This window comes from Pseudomonadota bacterium, from assembly GCA_026388315.1.
Taxonomy (GTDB): Bacteria; Desulfobacterota; Syntrophorhabdia; order Syntrophorhabdales; family Syntrophorhabdaceae; genus MWEV01.
Window position 1 is genome coordinate 19,762 of the sequence record JAPLKA010000024.1, and the last position, 22,626, is coordinate 42,387.

Here is a 22,626-nt window from a genome sequence, read left to right on the forward strand (position 1 = left end):
AGATGGAACAGGTATTATCGCAAGAAGAAATCGATGCATTGTTGGGTGGGCTGTCGGAAGGTATAATCGAGACAGAGCAGGAAGCGGAGCCTGAACAAAAACAAGAAGTCAAGCCATTCGATCTTGTCCAATACACGAGAGGCAAAAAAGATAGTCTGCCGGCGTTGCAATTCATATACGAAAGGTTTTCAAAATCCTTTCGATCTGCCCTCTCACTTTTTCTCGGGAGAGATGTTGAGGTTGAGCAAAATCCCGTTCAGCACTTAGAATATAGAGAATTTATTAAGACATTGGCATTGCCTACAAATATGAACATCATTACTACAGAAAACTTAAATGGATTTTTCATTATAATATTCGATGCAAAGATGGTTTTTTGTGTATTAGAGGCCCTTTTCGGAAGTACAGGTGTATCCCTTCCGAGGATTGAGGGAAGGGAGTTTACAAAGATTGAATTAAATGTAATCAAAAAGCTGGCGGACATCGTTTCGGTTGAGATGGAAAAAGCATGGGCACCAGTTTACGAGATAAAGTGCAAATATTCCAGGTCTGAAATGAATCCCAATTATGTCACCATGATTTCCCAGGATGAGACCGTAAGCCTTTGTCAATTTTCACTTGAGATTGACAATATTAATAGCTGGATAAAAATGTGTGTACCTTACGGAATCCTTGAAACCATCAAAGATTATCTGATTTCAACCCCTTCAAGAGAGGGTATGGAAATGAGACAAAAATGGATTGAAAAAATGAAAGAAGGTATCTTGCATGTGCCGCTTGAAATAAGGGCAATACTCGGAAAGAAGAAAATGTCTCTACAGGATTTTTTAGGTATCACTGAAGACAGCATAATCATTGTGGACAGATATGTGAATGACCCGGTTGATATAGTGGTCGGCAGTAAAACAAAGTTTAAAGGTAAACTTGGGATTTTGAAAGGGAACAAAGCGATACAAATTGAAGGGCCGGTTCATTAAAGACGGCTTAAGAGGAGGAGGTACCATGGAAGAACCCTTAATAAAAAATCAACAACCAGAAACTTCAAAAAAATTTGAGTTAAATTTTGAAAGTCTTCTGGATATACCAATTGAGATCTCTGTCGAGATAGGAAGGACAAAGATGGCTATAGGCGAACTCCTGTCGCTGTCGAAGGGGTCAACGATAGAGTTGGACAAAATTGCCGGAGAATCTGTTGATATTTATGTGAACGAGAAACTCCTTGGCAGGGGAGACATTGTTGTGGTGAATGAAAGGCTGGGTGTAAGAATCATCGAAATCGTTACACCGAAAGAAAGGGTTCAGACATTAGCATGATTGACATGTATACAAGTATCATAAAAGTGTTTTTTATCCTTCTGGGGATGATCGCTGTCATGATCCTGTTGTACAGGTATGCCGGCAAACTGAAATTGAATCTGAAGCCAAAGGATACGACATATGGTCTCAGGAAAGTGGATACAATACATCTTGGATATAAAAAATTTGTTTCTGTCCTTGAAGTAAAGGATTATGTCCTTGTCGTCGGTGTCAGTGAGAAAGAGATGTCATTGTTGACCCAATGGAAAAAAGAGGACAGTCGCATATGAAAGTTATTATCGTCCTTATGGTTGTTGCATCGATATTTTTTGTGGCTCTCGTGCCTGGTGCACATGCTGCACCAAAGGAAAAATCACAGGCAAAGCTCGATATTTTTGGCTCCTTTGCGGGCGCTGAAGGCGGAAAAAACTTTATAAGCATTGTCATATTGCTTACCATACTGGCCTTCGCCCCGGCAATACTCCTCCTCATGAGTTCTTTTACAAGGATTGTCATCGTGTTATCAATGATGCGTCAGGCCATCGGGATTCCGCAACTCCCTCCCAATCAGATTGTCATCGGACTTTCGCTGTTTCTGACCTTTTTTGTTATGGCGCCCACATATGAAAAGATCCATGCCAATGCGCTTTCTCCGTATATGGACAATAAAATAGGATATGAGGAATTTCTCTCAAAGTCATCTAAAGAGATAAGCACCTTTATGCTGAGGTATACAAAAGAGAAGGATTTGGCACTGTTCATGAATATAGCGGGACTGAAAAGACCGAAGGGCGACACCGAAATCCCTCTTCGCATACTGGTACCGGCATTTGCGATTGGTGAATTAAAACGGGCGTTCCAGATAGGGTTTCTCCTTTACATTCCCTTTCTTGTCATCGATATGGTAGTGGCCAGCGTGCTTTTAGCGGCCGGCATGATGATGCTCCCGCCTATTTTTGTCTCTTTACCGTTCAAGCTCATGCTCTTTGTCCTTGTGGACGGGTGGAACCTGCTCATAGGTTCATTGATGAAGGGGTTTTATTAATGAATGATTCAGCGTTCAGCGTTCAGCGTATAGCGTATAGCGTAAAAAAGCAGAGAGCAGAGAGCAGAGAGCTAAAGCAGATTCAAGGGATTTCAAATTCCAAGTCCGAAATCTTAATGCGGAGGTTTTTATGAGTCAGGATTTAATTGTTCAGATTTTTCGGGAGGTTATTAAAACAACACTTCTTGTAATGGCCCCGGCATTACTGGTATCGATCGTTGTGGGGCTACTGGTCAGCATTTTTCAGGCGGCAACACAGATACATGAAATGACACTGGTATTTGTTCCCAAGATACTTGCCATTGCCGCATGTATGATAGTCCTGTTCCCGTGGATGCTGAATATCCTCGTTTCATATACGACCAATCTCCTGACCAATATCCCCATGTATGTGAGATAAATGCTTACCAGCCTTGGCGCCGACGGATTGAAGTTTATTATAATATTTTTCAGGGTAGCCTCAGTCCTCTGGTTTTTGCCCATTTTTTCGTTGAGATCTGTTCCATTACCTTTCAAAATCGGGTTTTCCCTCAGCATCTCCCTTCTGCTCTTCGACGTGGTCACGATAAACGCCGCCTTAAACAGTGACCCCTATTTCATGGCATTACTGATTCTGAAAGAGGTCTTTATCGGGCTGACCATAAGCTTTTTCGTGATGACACTCTTTGCTATCGTCTATGTGGCCGGTGAGGTTGCCGCCATACAGACCGGCTTTTCCTTTGCCCGCGTTATGGACCCCTTCACTATGTCCCAGTCATCTGTTCTGGAACAATTCCTGAATCTGCTTGCCGTCATGGTCTTCTTCGCAATAGATGCCCACCACATTCTCATTAAAGGGATTTTATTAAGTTTCAGGGAATTGCCCGTGGGCACACTGACGCTCAATGAGGCCTTGATGAACCATATCGTTGGGCTGACGAGCAAGATATTTTCCATAGGGCTCAAAATTGGCGCCCCGATCATTGTGACCCTTTTTGTTATTGAGATTGCCCTTGGCCTGCTCTCCAAACTGATCCCGCAGGTTAATGTTTTTATTGAGGGGATGCCGATAAAAATCCTTATAACGATGATGATCCTTGCCTTTTCTCTCAGCGCCATTGTGCCCAACATTGCCGCAATCTTCAGGGGCATGGATACGGAGATTTTAAGGATCATGAGGTTTATGGTGTAGGTATGGCGGGGGACTCATTTCAGGAAAAGACAGAACAGCCTACCGATAAGCGGCTTGAAGAGGCCAGGAAAAAGGGTCAGGTAGCCCAGTCAAAGGAGTTATCCGCCTGTCTTATCATCCTGTTCACATCGATATTTCTCTATTTTTCCATGTCTCAGGGGTTCAGCGAGATGTTCAAGGTATACATAAGTTATGTAAAGAGCGTTGATCTTGATGTGAACATCTCCAATATCCAGGGTATCCTGTCCTTCGGCCTCTTTAAGTGGCTCAAACTTGTTTTGCCGGTTTTCGGACTCATTTTTGCACTTTCCATATTCGGGAATGTTGTCCAGACAGGGTTCATGTGGAGTTCTGAAGCAATGCAGGTCAAGCTGGAATCCCTCAACCCCTTTGAAGGCATCAAAAAACTCTTTTCAAAAAAATCGGCCGTTGAAGTCTTAAAATCCATCATCAAGATTGTTATCTTAATCTATATTGCCTATACCCTCATTATTAAGGAACTCCCGGCCATGCTTTCCCTGTCTTCACAGGACATTAAATCGATCATTGAATATTGCGGGAAGACCGCATTTTCTCTTGCCGTAAAGGTGAGCGTTATCCTGCTCTTCATTGCTGGACTGGATTTCTTCTACCAGAAATGGCAGCACAAAAAGGACCTCATGATGACCCAGCAGGAAGTCAAAGAGGAGTCCAAAGAGAGAGAAGGCAACCCTCAGATAAAATCGAGGATACGGAGCCTCCAGAGGGATATGTCAAGGAGAAGGATGATCGAGGACGTAAAAAAAGCAGATGTAATAGTTACCAACCCGACAACATTTGCCGTTGCCCTCTCATATAAAATAGGTGAAATGTCTGCACCTATGGTCGTGGCAAAGGGTGCCGGTTTTGTGGCAGAGAAGATAAGAGAAGTGGCAAACCGGCACGGGATTCCTTTAATGGAGAATAAACCCCTTGCACGGGGACTTTTTTACTCTGTAAAAATTGGAAGCTATATTCCTGAACAGTTTTACATCATCGTTGCTGAACTTCTTGCAGAGGTATACAAGAAGAACAGAGTGAGGTTGTAAATGAACGGTATCGTTAAGGCCATAAAAGAGAAAAGCGACATCTTCGTCGCGATAAGTGTTGTTTTTGTCATACTTATCATGATCGTCCCCCTCAACAGTTTCTTTATCGACATCTTTCTTACCCTGAGCATATCCATTTCACTCATCATCCTCTTTATCGGTATGTATATTCAGAAACCCCTCGATTTTTCGGTTTTCCCTTCTGTCCTGCTCATCACCACCCTCTTCAGGCTTTCTCTGAACGTTGCATCCACACGGCTGATACTGGTTCACGGTGATGAGGGTGCCCATGCTGCAGGAAAGATTATCAAGGCCTTTGGAACATTTATCATCGGCGGCAATTATGTTGTCGGCGGGGTGGTTTTCCTGATCCTTGTCATTATCAATTTTGTTGTCATTACAAAAGGCGCAGGCAGGGTTGCAGAAGTGGCCGCACGGTTTACCCTCGATGCCATGCCCGGCAAGCAGATGAGTATAGATGCCGACCTGAACACAGGGCTTATCAGCGATACGGATGCGCGGAAGAGGAGAGAACAGGTTGAGATGGAGGCCGATTTTTATGGCGCCATGGATGGTGCAAGCAAGTTTGTGAGGGGCGATGCCATTGCGGGTATCATCATAATATTTGTCAATATCATAGGCGGGTTGATTATTGGAATAGTCCAGAAAGGAATGCCTGTCGATGATGCTATCACCATATATACCATCCTTACCATCGGTGATGGTCTCGTCAGTCAGATTCCCGCCCTCCTGACATCAACCGCTGCAGGCATCATCGTCACAAGGGCGGCTAGCAACGCGAATCTCGGAACAGATGTCATTAACCAGTTATACAAGCAGCCCAAGGCCATGGTGCTGGCTTCAGTCATCATTTTATCCATCGGAATGATTCCCGGTATCCCTCTCATGCCTTTTCTGATCCTTTCTTCTTTTACCTTCGGCACGAGCTATTTGATGAACAAGAACAAAGAGGAAGAGATTACAACTCTTCCCGATATTGCTCCCGTTGAGGCAGAGGAGCGGGAAGTTATACAACCTCTGGAAGTTATCGAATTGGAGATCGGGTATGGGCTGATTCCCATTGTGGATGCAGAACAGAGCGGGGAGCTCCTCGATAAATTAAAGGCAATGCGCAAACAGATTGCAATGGAGCTCGGTATTGTAGTCCCGCCGATGAAATTACGGGACAATCTCCAGTTAAAGGCAAGCGAGTACCTTATTCTCCTTAAAGGCATTGAGATGGGGAGGGGAGAACTGTTTCTCGGACATGTCATGGCCATGGGGCCCGAGGAAAAACAGAAAACGATGGAAGGTATCCCTGTAAAAGAACCTGTCTTTAATCTTGATGCGATCTGGATAAAAGAAAAAGACAGGGAAAAGTATGTTGCAGAGGGCTTCACAGTTGTAGACCATCCCACAATCATTGCTACCCACTTAACAGAAATCGTTCGCAACAATGCCCACGAGCTTACGACAAGACAGGAGACGCAGAAACTTGTGGAAATGGTATCTTCCACACATCAAAAGGTTATAGAAGAACTCGCACAGGCTCAGGTAAATACCGGCATTATACAGAAGGTCCTGCAAAATTTGCTCAGGGAGCAGGTATCGATCCGGGACCTCGTGTCGATACTTGAAGCTATTGCCGATGTAGCATTCACAACGAGGGATCCTGATGTCATAACAGAATATATCAGGCAGCGCATGTCAAGAAGTATCATAAAACCATATATTGTTGATGGGGTTTTGAATATCCTTATTATTGATAAAACAGTTGAAGAAACCATTATTAACAGCTTGCAACCCCAGGACCAGGGGGGTCTATTCTCCTTTGACCTTGCATTCAGTCAGCGTTTTATTGAAAGCTTGGGTAACGAGGTAAAAAGGGCGATCCTACAGAATATGCAGCCGGTTTTACTCGTTCATCCGTTGATTAGATTAAAATTAAGAAGGTTCCTTGAGAGATATATCCAAGGGATTACAGTGATTTCACATAACGGAATCCCCCCGCAAATCAGAATTCAAACGTTAGGGGTTGTAAAGATATCATGAAAGTTAAGACCTATATCTTTGATGATGTAAAAAAGGGTATTGAAATTTTAAAGAGCGAGCATGGTCCTGACACCATTATTGTAGATGTTAAGGAAAACATCAAAAGCGGTTCTCATAAGACCTGTAAAATCTCAGTGGCTGTTGAAAACGGTTTCCAACCCGGTAAATACGACCCCGTCAGGACAAGGGAAAAGACTGAAGATATATGGAACTGTACGACAAAATTACTTCTGGATAAAATCTCTCTACTCGAGTCAGAGATTATCATGGACAGGTTGAAATCTTACCCCTTACCGCTGAGGTTCATTTACGGCAAGATGGTTGAAAACGGTTTTAATGCACAGCTCGCTATGACCATTGTCTCGGAAGTATACAGTAATATAGGCGAATTGGCAAAAGAAACAATTATAGCCAACTATTTTCTGAAAGACCTCTTAGGAGAGAAAATTAAAATAAGCGACATTACGGGTACAGACGATTCTGCTATTTTGCTGGGTCCAGCCGGTGCAGGAAAAACGCAAACCGCAAAAAAACTCGCTATGATGCGCTCTGCGCTGGGAAAATCGGTCTCAATAGTTGCATATGATCCTGTGAACAGTGAAGGTTGTGATGAATTGAAAACCTTTTCGGAAAATGCTGGAATACCATTTTCATTCACCGTTCAAGTTGACGAACTATGCTCTATTCTCGAAAAAGACAGTAGAAAAAAGATTATTGATATTCCCGGTCACATAACTCTTCAAAAAGGTATTGTTGAAAAATTAAAGGACGTGAAGCGAATCATACTCCTGCCTGCAGGGGCAAGAGATGAAAAGATAAGAAACTATTTCAATCAATTCAACGATTTAAATACTGCAGAGCTTATATTCACCAAGCTCGATGAGGAAGAGACGCTGGGCCATGTCTGCCATAACCTTATTATGTTAAGACAGCCTGTTTGCTGCTTTACTACCGGTGCAAATATTAGAGATATTGTTATGCCAAGTAAAGAGCTGTTTTATAAAATTCTTTTTGAGGGTAATAAATGGAAAAGAGAAGAGGAAAAACCATTACAATAACAAGTGGAAAGGGCGGGGTTGGCAAATCATCCATAGTTACGAATATGGCATATATTTTAGGGGCCAACAAGGAGTCAACGTACATAGTTGACGCTGATTTATCCCTTGGTAATATCGACATCTTTTTTGGTATGTCTCCTAAATTCAATATTAAAGATTTGATAGAGGGCAGAAAAACCATTAATGAAATCATTGTTGAAGGCCCCCATGGTATCAAAATTATTCCTGCAACATCAGGAATAGCCGAACTTTCAAGCCTTACCGATGAACAAAGGAATATTTTGTTATCTTCCTTGCAGGAATTAGCAGAGTATGATTTTCTGCTGGTTGATACCCCGGCGGGGATATCATCCAACGTCATCTATTTTAACTCAATCAGCGAAAATATCTTTATTGTAGTAACGCCTGACCCTGCAAGCATTACTGATTCCTATGCGGTAATTAAAGTCTTGCACAACAAAACGGGGAGAAGGGATTTCAATATTATTGCCAATATGGTAAAAGACGAGGCAGAGGCCTTGAGTATTTATAAGAAACTGCTAACAGTTTCGGATCAATTTTTAAATGTTTACCTGGATTATATGGGCTATATTCCGATTGATGCAAATGTACGCCTCGCAACTAAAAAACAGAAATTATGGGTGGAACATTATCCAGATACACAAGCTACAAAGGCACTCATAAAAATTTGTAACAAGCTGGTATCCTGAATGGTAAAGTGGGCATACTCTAATAGAGGAGAAAACGAAAGAGAAAAGACAATCGAGGAATTTCTCCCTGTAATAAAGCATCTTGCCTATAAAATATCTAGAGGCTTTGAAGATAATACCACCACCGACGACCTTATTGCTTCGGGAATAACGGGACTGCTCGAGGCTATAGAAAAATATGATGCGAGCAGGGGGGTAAAACTTAAAACATTTGCATATCTCAGGATAAGAGGTGCAATGATAGATGAATTAAGGGCAAAGGACTGGTTTTCGAGAAATGCACGGTCTAAGTCAAAAAAGATAGAGGAGGTAATCAGGAAACTCGTAATCAGACTTGGAAGGCACCCTGAAGAAGAAGAAATAGCTCAAGAATTGAACATCAGTCTGGAAGACTACCTATCATTAATAAAAGATTTTAAGAATCTCTCAGTTCTGAGTCTTGAAGAAATATACGAGAGTGTTGGCGAAGGCAGAGAAAAGATCATCGGATATGTTGTGGATGAAACCAATGATCCGAGCGTATATGCGGAATTTCATGAAATAGAGGGGATACTTGCGAAAGAAATTGATAAACTTCCAGAAAAGCAAAAAATGGTTTTGAGCCTTTACTATTACGAAGATATGAATATGAAGGAAATTGCAGCAGCTATTGGTATTACTGAAGCAAGGGTCAGCCAGATTCACTCGCAGGCAATACTAAATTTGAGATCGATCACAAAAAAACAACTCTCACGCTAAAGTTCTACCGGAATAATTCGATAATATTTTGGATGGTAATCTATGGATTATGACAGCAAAATAATGGAAAGATTAAAAAAGGTTGAACTTTTGCCTACCTTTTCAAATATAGTTGGGGAGATATTGAATATTATCGATGACCCCATGAGCTCTGCTTCGGATATTGCAAAACATATGGATCCATCTATGGTCGGGGAGGTTTTAAGGATAGCCGGTAGCGCCTATTTCAACACAGGTGGTTTAAGAAAAATTTCTTCTATCGAACATGCCATAGCAATGATAGGTTGCGAACAGCTTTCCCATATAGTTCTACAGATGCCTTTTCTCACGTTGGCAAATAAAGATGACAAAATATTTGATGCAAAGGGATTTTTCAACCATTCGACGTTATGCGGAGTGCTGTCAAAAACTATAAGCTCATCAGCCTTTCTTGGAAATCCTAACGAGGTCTATATCAGTGGGATAATGCATGATGTTGGAATCATTGTCATCTATCGCTTTTTTCAAGATGAATGGAGAGAAATAATCTCCTTAATGGAAAATGAGAACAAGTCAAGGCTCGATGCGGAGCGGGAGGTTTTTTCTTTTGATCATGGTTTTATAGGTGCCATGCTTTTGGATATCTGGCATATACCGAAATCCGTAACAGACGGGGTCAGGTATCATCATTGTCCCGAAATGGCTGAAGAAAACAAGGGAAATGTGGCAGCTACGTATCTCGGGAACCTTCTGTCACGGCAGATTGATTTTAAAAATGACATAGATAGTTTTATCAATTTTATGATGTCCCATAGGGACTTTGTAGAGAAGATAACTCAATTCAGACGTGCATTCTCGTCGAGTGAAGAAATTGAGTTATTCCAGATGATATACAATGCCTTAAAAAGTACAAACAATTTATTAAAAGGAACTGAAAATGGCAGCGAAGATTAAAGTTCTTGTGGTGGACGACTCGGCTTTCATGAGGAGTATGATCACGAAAATGCTCGAAAGCGATAGCGAAATTGAGGTGATTGGCACGGCAAAGAATGGACAGGAGGCTATCGAGAGGATTGAAGTATTGAAACCAGACGTTGTAACGCTCGATATTGAAATGCCTGTAATGAACGGCATTGAAGCGCTAAGGCATATAATGAATAATAACCCGCTTCCTGTGATCATGTTTAGCTCACTTACCAAGGAAGGTGCCGAGGTTACCCTTGAAGCCCTGAATATTGGTGCTTCGGACTTTATAGCAAAGGATTTTTCAAATTTTTCTATAAGGATATCAAGAAATGAAAACGAATTAATTAATAAAGTAAAAACAGTGGCAAAGAAAAAAACAATGTATTTGCTGAGAAGGATCACTCTTCTTAGAAAACCAGTCACAATGAATAGTCCAAATAGGATTAAGCATAGCGTTCTCGCTATTGGCGCGTCAACAGGTGGTCCACCTGCAATAGAGCATATTCTCTCAAGTATTCCAAGTGATTTTCCAGTACCCATAGTGATTGCACAACACATGCCCAAGCTATTTACAAAATCCTTTGCACAGAGGTTAAACAATATCTCTCAAATTGAAGTAAAAGAGGCAGAAAATGGGGAAGTCCTAAAGATTGGAGCTGCCTTGATTGCGCCTGGTGATTCTCACATGAGTATCAAGAGAAGAAATAATGAAGTAGTTGTAGAGTTTGTTAATGATGCAAAATATATTTATAGACCTTCTGTGGACCTTCTTTTTAGTTCTACTGCACAGGTATATGGTGCAGAGTCGTTTTGTGTCATATTAACAGGCATGGGGAATGACGGGCTGGTCGGAATAAAGGAAATAAAATCAAAAAATGGCTACGTTATTGCGCAGGACGAAGATACATGCGTTGTATATGGGATGCCCAGGGCGGTGGTAAACGCAAATATGGCGGATGCCGTACTGCCCCTTGATAAGATATCTGAGGCAATAATCAAAAACTTGTGAGGAACGGGCCTATGAAAAAACAAGAAAACGGACAGATAAGTAAAGGGAAGATGGCACGCCTTATCAAGGCATTGAAGGAGGGGGACAGCTTTGACAAAGAAAAGGCCATAGAAACCCTGGTTGCTTTCCCTGACAAAACAGTCATCGAACAGGTTATCCCTCTCCTGGATGGCAACGTTACCCAGGCACGGATGTCCGCATGGGAGGTTTTGAAAAAGGTTGGACATCACAACATTGAAGCAGTAGCTGCCCTCCTTGATCATGAGAGCGAAGATGTAAGGGTATATGCAGCGGAAATCCTCGGGACACTCAAGGAGAAAAGTACATTACCTCAATTAATAAAAAAGATTCACGATGAAAGCCCTAATGTAAGAAACACCGTATGTATTGCTCTCGGGAGTTTTAATGACGAAATTGCAGTAGATGCACTTCTGGAGGCATTACATGATGATGACTGGATAGCATTTTCTGCTACAGAAGCCTTGGGGAAAACCGGCAATGAAAGGGCGATTAAGCCATTGCTTGCCATATTTAAAGACGGGAGCGAAGAGGTCTCATTGGCAGCCTGCGAGGAGCTTATGGGGTTTAACGACAAAAAAATAAAAAATGAAATATTCGATATTCTGAAAAGATGGGAGCCTGAAAAGAGAGGTGCTTTTGTTGATATTATTCTGGATAAGGTCGATGATGAGACATTCGAGAACATGAAAGAAAGGATGGGCGAAGAAGTATTCGAACACCTCTTCAACAGTGTTAGGAATGACACGGGGAAACCGGTAAGTCTCATACGGCTTTTGGCGCATTTCAGGCGGACAGAAGCCTGCGACGCGATTCTTTATGTTTTGAGTTCCATGAACCCTGACGACGAAGAATACACTGAAGTCTTAAATGTTTTTGCCCATTTGAGCGATGTATGGAAAGACCGTATTGCATACTATGTGGAACAGAATGAGGGCTATGCAATGCCCGTGATTGAGAGCTGTAAAATTGCAGGGGTGAAAATTGCCGAGGCTCTGCTGTTGAAAATATTTCTTGCGACTTCCATGGACGTGAAACGGGAGATCATAAAAAATCTGCCCGTTTTCTTAGAAGGGGGTGGTCTTTCCGTAATCAAAGAGGCGATAAAGGATCCTGATGGCCATGTAAGGGCTGATGCGCTTACAGTAATCGGAATAATGTCATTGGAGGTAATGAAAGATGACGTCATTACAGCGGTGCGGAAGGACTTTCTTGATGTACGGATACATGCACTGAAAGCCCTCATGAGACTCGATTTCGATAATGGATTGGAACTCATCAGGACCTTTGTGAATAATGGTTCCGATGATGATAAGAAACTGTATCTTGCGGTGGCGAAATTTGGAGATGCCGATAACAATTTTCCCTTTGTTGTAAAGCTCTTATCCGATAAGGACGATAAGATTCGAAGGGCTGTTATCAGTGTAATCGGGCATTTCCTTGACGATGAGAGATATATGGCCATGTTTGTGAAGTTGTTAACGGATGAAAATATTCCCCATGAAACATTGAAGGTGATAAGGGAAAAGAGACTCACCATATTCAGAGATCGTTTACAGGAGATTTTCCACGATACGGACAAGGAATTGTGGACAAGGTACTATGCCTTATCAGCCTTAAGCACCTTTGAAGATGGTTCCCTCTTTGATACTTTTGTAAATGGGCTAAAAGACGATAACAGCATCATAAAAATTGCCTGTATAAAGGCTTTAGCGGATTTGAATGATGTGAGGGCGCTTGAACATATCTATCCTTTTGTTCAAAGCAACGACAACGATGTAAGATCTACAGCAGAGTTTGTCATAGGCAGACTCGAGGGATTTTAGAAAGAGAGGTAAGATGCTGACAAAAGAGAGTTTCATCTTATTGAGAGACTTTATATATGAAAAGACAGGCATATTCTTTGCCGAGAATAAGACCTACCTGATGGAGAGCAGGCTGACGAACAGACTGAGTGAGCACGGTTTCAGCACCTATGAAGATTACTATTATTTCCTGAAATACGGAGGTGAAAAGTCGAAGTCGGAAATGCTCAGTCTCTTCGATGCGGTAACCACAAATGAAACAAGCTTTTTCAGGAATCCTCCCCAGCTTGATGCGTTCAAAATGATAATGCAGAAACATTACTTCAACGGTAAGGGCGCAGGTACCCAGTTAAGGATTTGGAGCGCTGCCTCCTCTACAGGAGAAGAGGCCTATACGCTGGTCATTATTCTCCTTGATATGATGGAAAAGCTGAAGAGGAACATCTCATTTACGGTCGTTGCGACGGATATAAGCCCTAAAGTCCTGGAATCTGCCAGGAAAGCGGTATTTGGTTCATACAGCGTGAGGAATATAGATGAAGCCATACGCAAAAAATATTTTGTCGAAGAGGGGGGGGTTTTCAAGCTGAAAGACATTGTGAAGAAATACGTCAAATTCGATTTTATGAATCTGATGGATGCGAATGCATACCGGACGTACAAGCATATGGACGTCATCTTTTGCAGGAATGTTCTTATCTATTTTGATGACAAGATGAAGAAAAAGGTCATTGATAACATGTATGAGTGTCTGAAATTGCCGGGATTCCTTACCATCGGCCACGCTGAGTCTCTCCATAACCTTTCAAGGGCATTTAAACCCTTGGTTTTTCCCGGGACAACTACTTATCAAAAAGGATAACATTATGAAAACAATATTAATTATTGATGACTCACCGACGATACGAAAATTGTTAACCTATGTGTTAAAAAAACAGGATTATATCATTGCAGAAGCAGAAGATGGAATAGACGCTATGGAAAAATTGAGCCATGTTCAAGCGGATATCATCATTGTAGACCTCAATATGCCGAACATGGACGGTATAGAATTTGCGAAAAACCTGAGGAGCAATTACTATTACATGGATACGCCAATTATCATGCTGACTACGACAAAAGATGACGAGTTGAAAAGACAGGCACTGGAAGCCGGTGTCAATCTATTCTTAAATAAACCTATCCAGCCGAATATACTTTTATATAAAGTTCAAAGTCTTTTGATGGGGGTGGAATAAGCGATGGGAAATGAATTTTTGCAAGACGACGAAATGCAGGAGATAATCAACGATTTTATCGTTGAATCGGGTGAGCTGGTTGAAAATGCAATCCAGGATGTTGTCGAGATTGAACAGAACCAGAATGAGGAGACTATCAACAGTATTTTCAGGGCGGTCCATACAATAAAAGGGACTTCGAGCTTCCTGGGGTTTAGTGCTTTATCAAATCTTGCCCATAGGGCTGAAGACTTGCTTGGTATGATAAGAAAGGGAGAAATAATTATTGATAAGGAGATAGCTGATACCCTGCTTGAAGCGATGGACCTGATGAGGACAATGATAGAAGAAATAAAGGAACATGGTGCAGAAAAACAGGATACCAGTGTAATCTTGAATAAACTGGAAATCTTGAGCAAAGTTGAAAAAAAGATGCTTGGAGAAATCCTTATTGAAGAGAAGATTATCACAAAAAAGGAACTCGAAAATGTCCTTGATAAACAGAAAGAAGATAAAAACAAGAAATTAGGTGAAATTGTTGTTGAAGAGAAACTCATTACCGACAAGCAATTAGACAATATCCTGTCGAATCAGAAGGTGCGCAAAGATGATCAAACAGTAAGGATAGATGTTAAGAAGCTTGATGAGCTTATGAATCTCGTAGGTGAACTTGTGCTTGGAAGAAACAGGCTCATAATGGTCAATAATATGGCAAAAAGGGACTCAAGCACGAATAGCACGCTTGATAATCTTGAAGATGTAACAAATTACCTTGAAGTTATTACAAACGAACTCCAGCTCTCAATAATGAAGGCACGGCTTGTTCCCATGAGCAAACTATTTAATAAAGTTCCGCGACTTGTAAGGGATTTGTGTAATACATTTACAAAGGAGATCGACTTAAAAATAACCGGAGAAGAAACAGAGCTTGATAGGTCTTTGATAGAATTGCTGCACGATCCTTTGACGCATATCATCAGGAACTCTGTAGATCACGGCATTGAAACACCGGAAGAACGCAATAAAAAGGGTAAACCGGAAAAGGGGCTGTTATCGATTAGTGCTTATAACGAAGGTAACCACGTTATTATAGACATAAAGGATGATGGAAAAGGTATCAACCTCGAGGCGCTTAAAGAAAAGGTTGTCGAGAAAGGTTTTATGAATGAATCTGAATTGAAGGATTTGACAGAAAAAGAAATTATGAATTTGGTGTTTATTCCCGGTCTCAGTACTGCCAAAAAGTTGAGCAGTGTTTCGGGGAGAGGCGTTGGAATGGACGTAGTAAAGACGAACATAGAAAAGATGAACGGTCAGGCTTACATTGATTCTAAACAGGGTAAATGGACAAAACTTACGATTAAACTTCCACTAACTCTTGCTATCATGGGGGCATTGATGGTTGAGATAGGAAAAGAATTGTATGCAATCCCCCTGAGCAATGTTATAGAGCTGGTAAAATTGAAGAAAGAATCCATCAAGTCTGTAAATAAAAACGAGGTATTGATGTTGAGAGATACCATTATTCCTATCGTGGATGTGTCAAAGGTTATGTCGATTGGTGTCAATGGCAGTGACGGCGGATACCTTGTAATCTGCAAAATAGGCGAGAAAATCGTAGGCGTTAAGGTTAGTTCGGTGATAGGACAAGAGGAGATAGTAATAAAGCCCCTTGGTGAATTCATGGGAAACATAAATGGGATATGTGGCGCTACGATAAGCGGTGATGGTAAGGTTATTTTGATTCTCGATATACCGGCAATGATAAACAGTAGTTATATGAATAAAATCCACAAGAAAAAGGAAGAAAAATATGAAGGCCAACCCGTAGCATTGCAACAGTAAACGGGCGTGAAGTTGTGTCGTTATTTGTTTATACCAATTCGCCTTCATTCATAGACCCGTGTTTGGACACGGGTACCCCTCTTCGTTGCCATCGTCCGGGTACCCATGAAATGGGTGTCTCTCGACGTACTGCGACCCGCAAGCTGGTGCCCCGCGCCTCCGTCGCCTCCTCCTCGTCGCCCGGGGACCCTCTGGGTGCTATCTTTGAATCCGAATTGGTATTATTTACGAAAAAATTTAAGTTGTAGAGAAAATTGCCGAAAATATAAAGTAAGAGGAGGTGCCACATGAATGACGATGCAATATTACAACTTGTTACCTTTAAGCTGGAAAATGACGAGTTTGGTGTTGATATTTTGAAAGTTCAGGAAATCAACAGGATGATGAACATAACAAAAATACCGAATACGCCCAGCTTTACTGAAGGGGTTATCAATCTGAGGGGAAAAATCATTCCCATTATTGATTTGAGAAAAAAGCTTGGCTTTGAGAGTAAAGCATATGACAAGGCGACAAGGATTATTGTGATAGAACTGGATGGGATCGTACTTGGTTTTGTTGTAGATTCCGTATCAGAGGTTCTAAGGATACCCAGAAATACTATTGAACCACCCCCATCGATTATTGGAGGTGTTGAGTCTGATTACATCGAAGGTGTTGGCAAACTGGAAGACAGACTTTTAATCCTCCTTGAGCTGGAAAAGGTTTTTACCAATTCTGAACGGAAAGGGATTGAAAAAATAAACCTTAATTAGGGTGCTTTACGTTTTGCACGGTTATGGTATATCGGTTGCTGTCAGGAGTTATATATGAATGAATTATTCGATGTGAACCTTCTTTCTCAAATCAAGGGAATAGATAAAAAGTTATCTATTTCGAGAGAACAGGTCCAGTTGAAAAGGCAAGTCGCGGGAGAACAAAAACATGAGGGTCATCAGCATACGCCGAAGAAACCTGTAGCGCCGCCAAAAAATGAAAAATCAGAAGATATGAACGAACATCGTAGTGTTGATATCGTAGTGTGAAAAAAATACCTACCCTGGAAAATTTTTCCCATCAGTAACCTTTACTTATGTTCATCTGTTTCAATCAGGACACAAATAATACTGTCGGTCAATTAGAAAGCCCGTAATGGCACATTTATTGCTTGTATATAAGATATGAGGTCATTATGTTGAAGGGGATATATAGAACACTGGCAGGAAAATATGTAACTGAAAGACGAATGGAGATGGTGACGAATAATATCGCCAATGCGTTAACACCGGGGTACAAGTCATCCAGACCACTATTAAATACGTCAAGGGACGAGACTGCTCAGCGAAATGACAATCCGGCAGCAGCTGCACATATTAACGCTCTTGATTCATACATCAATTTTGCTGATGCCCCTCTCATAGAAACCGGCAACAGACTGGATCTTGGCATCGAAGGGGATGGTTTTTTTGTTGTTTCGGTGAATGGTCAGAATATGTACACAATAAATGGTCAATTTACATTAAACAGCGAAAAGAAACTTGTCACGCTTGATGGCTACTCTGTTATGGGAGATGGTGGAGAGATAACCTTAGACGGAAAAGACGTTAAAATAGAAAGTGACGGTACAATTTATGTTGACAAGAGTCTTACAGGCAAAATAAAGGTCGTTTCTTTTGAAGAAAAAAAGGGCTTGAAAAACTACGGGAGAAGCTTATTTGTCAACACAAATCCGAATAATGCTGAAGCAATCCCGGAAAAATATTCCGTAAAACAAGGATACTATGAAGCCTCAAATGTTGATGTAATGCGAGAAATGATAGAAATGATGTCCACCTTGCGTACCTATGAATCGTACAGCAAGGTTGATCAGTTTTTTAGTGACATGATTGGCAAACTGATTAATATAGGAAGGTAGGAGGTAAGTCATGATAAGAGCGCTGTGGACTGCTGGAACAGGAATGGTTGTACAACAGGCAAACCTTGATGTTATCGCTAACAACATTGCGAATGTTAATACAACCGGCTTCAAAAAAAGTAGGGCAGACTTTCAGGACCTCATGTATCAAACGCTGAGGTTGCAAGGCACAAAGACTGAAGGGGGTGGCCAGATACCGACAGGTATCCAAGTCGGGCATGGTGCAATGTTGGCGGCCGTTCAAAAGGTATTTATGCAGGGTGATTTTCAAGAAACGCAGAATGAGCTCGATCTGGCAATTGAAGGGACTGGATTCTTAACGGTTATTATGCCCTCAGGAGAAAAGGCTTATACGAGGTCAGGTTCACTAAAAAGGGATTCAGATGGAAAGATCGTTACCTCCGAAGGATACTCGATTGAACCAACCATTACCATACCGAATAATGCGATTTCTGTGTCAACAGGAACCGACGGGATAGTTTCTGCAAAACTGCCAAATCAGTCTTCGCCGCAGCAGATTGGCACAATGCAATTAGCCTCATTTCCAAACCCGGCAGGGTTGAAGTCAACGGGGAAAAATCTTTATATGGAAACGGATGCGAGCGGCGCTCCTAACACTGGCAAGCCCGGTGAAAACGGTCTTGGCACGCTGCTTCAGGGTTTTCTTGAAATGTCAAATGTGAATGTAATGCAGGAAATGATAAACCTGATTGTCGGTCAGAGGGCTTATGAAGTGAACTCAAAAGCAATCCAGGCGGCGGACGAAATGCTTCAGATGGCAAATAACGTGAGAAGGTAATACCATGAAAAGTGAAAAGCTAAATGTGAAAAGTGGAAAACAGGAAAGCATGAGAACAAGATTTGTTCTATATATATTACTATTCACTATTCACTATTCACTATTCACTGCTTTCGCTGTTTTTGCAGCAGACCAATCTACAGTCGAGGTGAAATTAACCAATTTTATAAAACAGTTCTATAGTGAAAAGGGAGATGTTTATATAAAGTTTAATAATTACCCTGAGGTACTGAAGGATAAGGCGAAGGTAAGCCATATTAATTTTGCAAAGGTGCCGGATTCGAATGGAGATGGGCTCTGCACAGTAGAAATTGAAGATAAACGAGGGCTTAGGAGGAATGTTTATGTGTCTTTCAAGGCTCTAAACAAAAAAAGACTCTATGCCTTAAAACAAAATCTAAAGAAAGGCGACATCGTTACCGCCAGAGATATTGCGAAAAAAGAAGTATTCTTGAACGAAAATAAAGGAAACTATCCATCGGAGATAGAGGATGTTATTGGAAAGGTTATTAAAAAAGATGTGAATGCAGGTGCAGTCTTTACAAATGACATGATCGAGGACAATTATGTTATCAAAAAAAATGAGATTATAAACGTTGTGGCGCAAAGCAAAAGACTTTCTGTACAAACCAAAGGTAGGGCCGAAGAGAAAGGAAGAATCGGCGATACCATAAGAGTCAAAAATATGACTTCTCAAAAAGAGATTCTGGGTAAAGTGACAGGAAGCGGTGTTGTGAATGTTGACATGTAACGGAGGCAAAAGGTTATGATAAACTTAACGCTTAAGCACGGAACGATGGCATTTGTCACCGGATTGCGGCATCCACGTTTCAGAATTGTTAAACGGTTATTTTCAACATCTTGTTTATTGATTGTGACGCTATTGTGCGGATGCAATACAACAGAGTATACAAGCCGGATCAGGAACGAACCCTTCAACATAGATAACACCTTCAAGCATATCCCGCAACAACAGGTACGTAAGAATAATAATACAGGAACAGTCTGGCCCGGAGAAAGGAATACAAACAACTTTTTTTCAGACAACAGGGCAGCCAGGGTGGGCGACGTAATAACGATAAAGGTTGCAGAGGCAACCAAGGCGAATGAAGCAGCAACGACCGATTTAAAGAGGACGGGCGCTAACGTAAACCTCGGCGTACCGAATTTTTTTGGCCTGGAAACAAACAAATATCCTTCAAGCATAAACCCGGCAAGCATGGTTAACGCAACGGTCAAGAACGACTTCAAAGGCGAAGGTGAAACCACGAGAAATGGTACTTTTGCTGCCACACTTGCGGCAAAGGTTGTCGAAGTTATGCCGAACGGGAATCTTGCTGTTGAAGGAAAAAGGGAGATTTCAGTCAATAACGAGAGAAAAGAGATGCTGTTCCAGGGAATAGTAAGACCCAAAGATATCGCAGCCGATAATTCTGTTTTCTCAACCCAGGTGGCCGATGCAAAAGTCATTATGACAGGGATTGGTGTTGTAGGCGAAAAACAATCACCTGGCTGGCTTGCCAGGATATTTGATATTGTTTGGCCGTTCTAAGAGAGCAATGAGTATGGAGCAGAGAGTAATGAAAGAAGTCAGAAGACAGAAGACAGAAGACAGCATAGAAAACTCAAAACTCAAAACTCAAAACTCAAAACGGTTTCATCAACGCCTGCTGCCTGCCGCATACTGCTTAGCCTTCATCGCTCTCTGCACTCCGCTCTTCGCTCCTCATGCGGACGCTACGCGGATAAAGGAGCTATGCCATATAGATGGCGTCAGAGCAAACCAGCTTGTAGGCTATGGTCTTGTCATCGGCTTAAATGGAACCGGAGATAAAGTAAATACAATTTTTACTACTCAATCGCTTGCCAATATGCTTGAAAAAATGGGGTTAAGGGTTGATCCCCTTGCAATCAAGGTTAAAAATGTTGCGGCGGTAATGGTCACGGCTGATCTGCCACCGTTCAGTAAAATAGGAAGTAAGATTGACGCAACGGTGTCCTCAATTGGTGATTCAAATGGTCTGACAGGAGGTGTTCTTATTATGACACCTCTTAAGGGTGCCGATGGAGAGGTGTATGCTGTAGCACAGGGACCGCTGGTTGTGGGCGGGTTTTCTGTTGCAGGTACGGGCGCAACTATGCAAAAAAATCATCCCACTGTGGGAAGGGTCCCTAATGGCGTTACAATAGAAAAAGAGATCGGTTATGAATACGTCAAGGCACAATCAATCATGATTTCGCTTAAAGTACCCGACTTTACAACTGCGAGGAGAATAGAGGAACGAATCAATTCAATATACGGAGGTATCTCATCTGCGGAGGATGGCGGAACGGTCAACGTGCAAATCCCGGACAACCTGAAGGCTGATCCCGTAAAATTCCTTTCAGCTATCGAAAACATCGAAGTAAAACCGGATATGCTGGCAAAGATCGTTGTTGATGAAAAAACTGGAACTATTGTGATTGGAGAGAATGTAAGGATTTCTACGGTTGTGATATCCCATGGCAATATCAGTGTTATGGTCAAGGAGGACCAGCAGGTAAGTCAGCCCCTGCCTTTTGCTCCAGTAGGTGCACAGACTGTTGTTACGCCGGACACACAGATTAAAGTGGAAGAAGAGAAGGGCCGCTTTAAGTTGATGCAGGGGGATGTTACCATAAAGGAGCTGGTCAATGTGCTGAATGCCGTCGGTGTTTCAACAAGGGATGTGATAGTGATACTTCAGACAATTAAAGCAGCAGGAGCTTTATTTGCAGAGCTGGAGATAATATGAAAAAAGTTCACGGTGCGCAACTCACAGTCCACAGTTTAAAATCTAAAATTCAAAACCAAAAATGGGTTTGTTTATGAGTGACGGAATAAAAATGAATTTACCGACAGTGGCGCAAGACCCTTCGTTTAGCAGATCCAGCTTGCGTAGTATAAACGGGGAGTCCCGTGCCAAGGAACCAAATATTGAAAAAGCAGCGCAGGAGTTTGAATCATATTTAATATTTACAATGCTGAAAGAACTCGAAAAAACTACAAACAGCTCTAAAAAGGGCAGCACGGAACAGACCTACACGTCTCTTCTCTATGAGAAGGTAGGCGACTATATTGCAAAGAAGGGGATAGGGATAAAGGAAATGCTTACAAAGCACATGGAAAAAAATACTAAAGTTTTAGAAAAATAATGCGATAATATTGCTAAGTAAAAAGGAGGTATTCCATGAAGATAACAAGCAACAAGCAAAACAATGTCCCCGATACCCTTCTTAAATCAGTTGATAATAAGCCCTTGAAGGAATCAGTGTCTGATCTGAGAGGCAACAAGAATATCACTGACAGGGTTGAACTCTCAAGCAAAAAGCAGACTATAGAAAAACTCACGGAGAAGGTCAAAGCAATACCGGTAATAAGACAGGAAAAGGTAGACCAGATAAAAGAGGCTATTAAAGCCGAAACTTATAACGTGAAAGGTGAACTTGTGGCAAGGAGCATTTTGAAAAGTAGCATTCTTGACGCGATTTTGTAAACATAGGCTATGAAAATGGAACATGTTGTCATTGAAATAGCAACTAAAGAGTTACAGGCCTTGAAAGATTTTATAAAGGCGCTCAGTGATGAAAGGGATGCCATTATCTCTTTTTCGCTCGAAGGTATCATAAGAGGAAACAACAGAAAAGAGGAGATTATCAGGAAAATAGAATATCTTGAAAGCGAAAAAGAAAGGTTTATACAGGAAATGACGGATCCGGAGACTATATTCAACGATGAAAAATGGGTTTTTCTCTCCCGGAAGACAAGGCCGGTAATGAAAGAAATCAATGTGGCTCTTGAAAAAAACATGAAGCTTTTATCTTTTTCGATGGACCACGTAAGAGGTTCCATTGAGAATATCCTTGGGTTCATCAACAAGGCCGCCTATATGAACAAAAAAAGGCGGATTTCCCTCTTTCCTTCTCGAGAGATATAGA

27 protein-coding genes are annotated in these 22,626 nt (G+C 41.6%); all 27 read left to right on the forward strand.

The window, feature by feature from the left end; all coding sequences use genetic code 11:
* Window positions 1-2 precede the first annotated feature (2 nt).
* The gene (fliM, locus tag NTX75_02225) at window positions 3-977 is read left to right on the forward strand and encodes a flagellar motor switch protein FliM (protein MCX5815045.1); all 975 of its coding nucleotides are present in this window, start codon (window positions 3-5) and stop codon (window positions 975-977) included.
* Window positions 978-1,002: 25 nt separating this feature from the next.
* Complete coding sequence (gene fliN, locus NTX75_02230) at window positions 1,003-1,314, forward strand: flagellar motor switch protein FliN (GenBank protein ID MCX5815046.1); 312 nt, start codon at window positions 1,003-1,005, stop codon at window positions 1,312-1,314.
* Window positions 1,315-1,319: 5 nt separating this feature from the next.
* Window positions 1,320-1,586, forward strand: coding sequence for a flagellar biosynthetic protein FliO (locus NTX75_02235; protein MCX5815047.1), 267 nt, complete (start codon window positions 1,320-1,322; stop codon window positions 1,584-1,586).
* Window positions 1,583-2,341, forward strand: a complete 759-nt coding sequence (gene fliP / locus NTX75_02240) for a flagellar type III secretion system pore protein FliP (GenBank protein MCX5815048.1) — start codon at window positions 1,583-1,585, stop codon at window positions 2,339-2,341. Before NTX75_02235 ends, fliP begins: the two co-directional genes overlap by 4 nt.
* 130 nt (window positions 2,342-2,471) lie before the next feature.
* Entirely contained in the window at window positions 2,472-2,741 is a 270-nt protein-coding gene (fliQ, locus tag NTX75_02245; GenBank protein MCX5815049.1) for a flagellar biosynthesis protein FliQ, read from the forward strand.
* Complete coding sequence (fliR, locus tag NTX75_02250; GenBank protein ID MCX5815050.1) at window positions 2,742-3,512, forward strand: flagellar biosynthetic protein FliR; 771 nt, start codon at window positions 2,742-2,744, stop codon at window positions 3,510-3,512. It abuts the gene before it with no gap.
* A gap of 2 nt (window positions 3,513-3,514) precedes the next feature.
* Window positions 3,515-4,579, forward strand: a complete 1,065-nt coding sequence (gene flhB / locus NTX75_02255; GenBank protein MCX5815051.1) for a flagellar biosynthesis protein FlhB — start codon at window positions 3,515-3,517, stop codon at window positions 4,577-4,579.
* On the forward strand, window positions 4,580-6,631 hold the full coding sequence (gene flhA, locus NTX75_02260; GenBank protein ID MCX5815052.1) for a flagellar biosynthesis protein FlhA: 2,052 nt from the start codon (window positions 4,580-4,582) through the stop codon (window positions 6,629-6,631).
* A complete protein-coding gene (locus tag NTX75_02265) occupies window positions 6,628-7,689 on the forward strand; it encodes a hypothetical protein (protein MCX5815053.1) in 1,062 nt (353 codons plus the stop codon). Before flhA ends, NTX75_02265 begins: the two co-directional genes overlap by 4 nt.
* Window positions 7,656-8,399, forward strand: a complete 744-nt coding sequence (locus NTX75_02270) for a MinD/ParA family protein (protein ID MCX5815054.1) — start codon at window positions 7,656-7,658, stop codon at window positions 8,397-8,399. The genes NTX75_02265 and NTX75_02270 overlap by 34 nt, the downstream gene beginning before the upstream one ends.
* Window positions 8,400-9,137, forward strand: a complete 738-nt coding sequence (locus NTX75_02275) for a FliA/WhiG family RNA polymerase sigma factor (protein ID MCX5815055.1) — start codon at window positions 8,400-8,402, stop codon at window positions 9,135-9,137. It begins immediately after the preceding gene.
* A 42-nt stretch (window positions 9,138-9,179) separates the two neighbouring features.
* Window positions 9,180-10,070 (forward strand): HDOD domain-containing protein, encoded by an 891-nt coding sequence (locus NTX75_02280; GenBank protein MCX5815056.1) that lies wholly within the window; start codon window positions 9,180-9,182, stop codon window positions 10,068-10,070.
* Entirely contained in the window at window positions 10,054-11,091 is a 1,038-nt protein-coding gene (locus NTX75_02285) for a chemotaxis response regulator protein-glutamate methylesterase (protein ID MCX5815057.1), read from the forward strand. The genes NTX75_02280 and NTX75_02285 overlap by 17 nt, the downstream gene beginning before the upstream one ends.
* A gap of 11 nt (window positions 11,092-11,102) precedes the next feature.
* A complete protein-coding gene (locus NTX75_02290) occupies window positions 11,103-12,935 on the forward strand; it encodes a HEAT repeat domain-containing protein (GenBank protein MCX5815058.1) in 1,833 nt (610 codons plus the stop codon).
* Between the two features lie 13 nt (window positions 12,936-12,948).
* Window positions 12,949-13,776 carry a protein-glutamate O-methyltransferase CheR gene (locus tag NTX75_02295; GenBank protein ID MCX5815059.1) on the forward strand — a complete coding sequence of 276 codons (828 nt, stop codon included), beginning with the start codon at window positions 12,949-12,951 and terminating at the stop codon, window positions 13,774-13,776.
* Window positions 13,777-13,780: 4 nt separating this feature from the next.
* On the forward strand, window positions 13,781-14,152 hold the full coding sequence (locus tag NTX75_02300; protein ID MCX5815060.1) for a response regulator: 372 nt from the start codon (window positions 13,781-13,783) through the stop codon (window positions 14,150-14,152).
* A 3-nt stretch (window positions 14,153-14,155) separates the two neighbouring features.
* Window positions 14,156-15,976 carry a chemotaxis protein CheA gene (locus NTX75_02305; protein MCX5815061.1) on the forward strand — a complete coding sequence of 607 codons (1,821 nt, stop codon included), beginning with the start codon at window positions 14,156-14,158 and terminating at the stop codon, window positions 15,974-15,976.
* Window positions 15,977-16,263: 287 nt separating this feature from the next.
* Window positions 16,264-16,731, forward strand: coding sequence for a chemotaxis protein CheW (locus NTX75_02310; protein ID MCX5815062.1), 468 nt, complete (start codon window positions 16,264-16,266; stop codon window positions 16,729-16,731).
* A gap of 54 nt (window positions 16,732-16,785) precedes the next feature.
* The gene (locus NTX75_02315; GenBank protein ID MCX5815063.1) at window positions 16,786-17,001 is read left to right on the forward strand and encodes a hypothetical protein; all 216 of its coding nucleotides are present in this window, start codon (window positions 16,786-16,788) and stop codon (window positions 16,999-17,001) included.
* A gap of 146 nt (window positions 17,002-17,147) precedes the next feature.
* A complete protein-coding gene (locus tag NTX75_02320) occupies window positions 17,148-17,870 on the forward strand; it encodes a flagellar hook-basal body protein (protein ID MCX5815064.1) in 723 nt (240 codons plus the stop codon).
* 10 nt (window positions 17,871-17,880) lie between these two features.
* On the forward strand, window positions 17,881-18,669 hold the full coding sequence (gene flgG / locus NTX75_02325) for a flagellar basal-body rod protein FlgG (protein MCX5815065.1): 789 nt from the start codon (window positions 17,881-17,883) through the stop codon (window positions 18,667-18,669).
* A 4-nt stretch (window positions 18,670-18,673) separates the two neighbouring features.
* Entirely contained in the window at window positions 18,674-19,420 is a 747-nt protein-coding gene (flgA, locus tag NTX75_02330) for a flagellar basal body P-ring formation chaperone FlgA (GenBank protein ID MCX5815066.1), read from the forward strand.
* Window positions 19,421-19,435: 15 nt separating this feature from the next.
* On the forward strand, window positions 19,436-20,221 hold the full coding sequence (locus tag NTX75_02335) for a flagellar basal body L-ring protein FlgH (protein ID MCX5815067.1): 786 nt from the start codon (window positions 19,436-19,438) through the stop codon (window positions 20,219-20,221).
* Between the two features lie 28 nt (window positions 20,222-20,249).
* Window positions 20,250-21,443, forward strand: a complete 1,194-nt coding sequence (locus tag NTX75_02340) for a flagellar basal body P-ring protein FlgI (protein MCX5815068.1) — start codon at window positions 20,250-20,252, stop codon at window positions 21,441-21,443.
* A 73-nt stretch (window positions 21,444-21,516) separates the two neighbouring features.
* Window positions 21,517-21,843, forward strand: a complete 327-nt coding sequence (locus NTX75_02345; protein MCX5815069.1) for a rod-binding protein — start codon at window positions 21,517-21,519, stop codon at window positions 21,841-21,843.
* A 35-nt stretch (window positions 21,844-21,878) separates the two neighbouring features.
* Window positions 21,879-22,184: a flagellar biosynthesis anti-sigma factor FlgM gene (gene flgM / locus NTX75_02350; protein ID MCX5815070.1), complete on the forward strand. Its 306-nt coding sequence runs from the start codon at window positions 21,879-21,881 to the stop codon at window positions 22,182-22,184.
* 15 nt (window positions 22,185-22,199) lie between these two features.
* The gene (flgN, locus tag NTX75_02355) at window positions 22,200-22,625 is read left to right on the forward strand and encodes a flagellar export chaperone FlgN (protein ID MCX5815071.1); all 426 of its coding nucleotides are present in this window, start codon (window positions 22,200-22,202) and stop codon (window positions 22,623-22,625) included.
* Window position 22,626: the final 1 nt, after the last annotated feature.